A 1,468-nucleotide genomic window follows, 5' to 3' on the forward strand; every position below is an offset into this window, starting at 1 on the left:
TGGAACACGAAGTGGTTGATGCCATGCTTCCAAGAAAAGCTTCTAAGCTTCAGGTAACCAGGAACCGTACCCCAAACCGACACAGGTGGTTGGGTAGAGAATACCAAGGCGCTTGAGAGAACTCGGGTGAAGGAACTAGGCAAAATGGCACCGTAACTTCGGGAGAAGGTGCGCCGGTGAGGGTGAAGGACTTGCTCCGTAAGCCCATGCCGGTCGAAGATACCAGGCCGCTGCGACTGTTTATTAAAAACACAGCACTCTGCAAACACGAAAGTGGACGTATAGGGTGTGACGCCTGCCCGGTGCCGGAAGGTTAATTGATGGGGTTAGCGCAAGCGAAGCTCTTGATCGAAGCCCCGGTAAACGGCGGCCGTAACTATAACGGTCCTAAGGTAGCGAAATTCCTTGTCGGGTAAGTTCCGACCTGCACGAATGGCGTAACGATGGCGGCGCTGTCTCCACCCGAGACTCAGTGAAATTGAAATCGCTGTGAAGATGCAGTGTATCCGCGGCTAGACGGAAAGACCCCGTGAACCTTTACTATAGCTTTGCACTGGACTTTGAATTTGCTTGTGTAGGATAGGTGGGAGGCTTTGAAGCGTGGACGCCAGTCTGCGTGGAGCCATCCTTGAAATACCACCCTGGCAACTTTGAGGTTCTAACTCAGGTCCGTCATCCGGATCGAGGACAGTGTATGGTGGGTAGTTTGACTGGGGCGGTCTCCTCCTAAAGAGTAACGGAGGAGTACGAAGGTGCGCTCAGACCGGTCGGAAATCGGTCGTAGAGTATAAAGGCAAAAGCGCGCTTGACTGCGAGACAAACACGTCGAGCAGGTACGAAAGTAGGTCTTAGTGATCCGGTGGTTCTGTATGGAAGGGCCATCGCTCAACGGATAAAAGGTACTCCGGGGATAACAGGCTGATACCGCCCAAGAGTTCATATCGACGGCGGTGTTTGGCACCTCGATGTCGGCTCATCACATCCTGGGGCTGAAGCCGGTCCCAAGGGTATGGCTGTTCGCCATTTAAAGTGGTACGCGAGCTGGGTTTAGAACGTCGTGAGACAGTTCGGTCCCTATCTGCCGTGGACGTTTGAGATTTGAGAGGGGCTGCTCCTAGTACGAGAGGACCGGAGTGGACGAACCTCTGGTGTTCCGGTTGTCACGCCAGTGGCATTGCCGGGTAGCTATGTTCGGAAAAGATAACCGCTGAAAGCATCTAAGCGGGAAACTTGCCTCAAGATGAGATCTCACTGGAACCTTGAGTTCCCTGAAGGGCCGTCGAAGACTACGACGTTGATAGGTGGGGTGTGTAAGCGCTGTGAGGCGTTGAGCTAACCCATACTAATTGCCCGTGAGGCTTGACCATATAACACCCAAGCAATCTGCAGAGCGCAGGTTGATGGTGAGTGAAGACGACAGACGAAAGTTTGCGCACAAACCGATCACATACCCGATTCGCTGGGACGT

The 1,468-nt window shown here is 53.4% G+C and carries 1 rRNA gene (running past one end of the window); it reads left to right on the forward strand.

Annotation, left to right across the window (positions count from 1 at the left end):
- A 23S ribosomal RNA gene (locus ACIPY9_RS24485) occupies positions 1-1,367 on the forward strand (it extends 1,263 nt beyond the left edge of the window).
- The last annotated feature ends 101 nt before the right edge of the window (positions 1,368-1,468 follow it).

The sequence above is a fragment of the Pseudomonas sp. NPDC089734 genome, from assembly GCF_044748865.1.
Lineage (GTDB): Bacteria > Pseudomonadota > Gammaproteobacteria > Pseudomonadales > Pseudomonadaceae > Aquipseudomonas.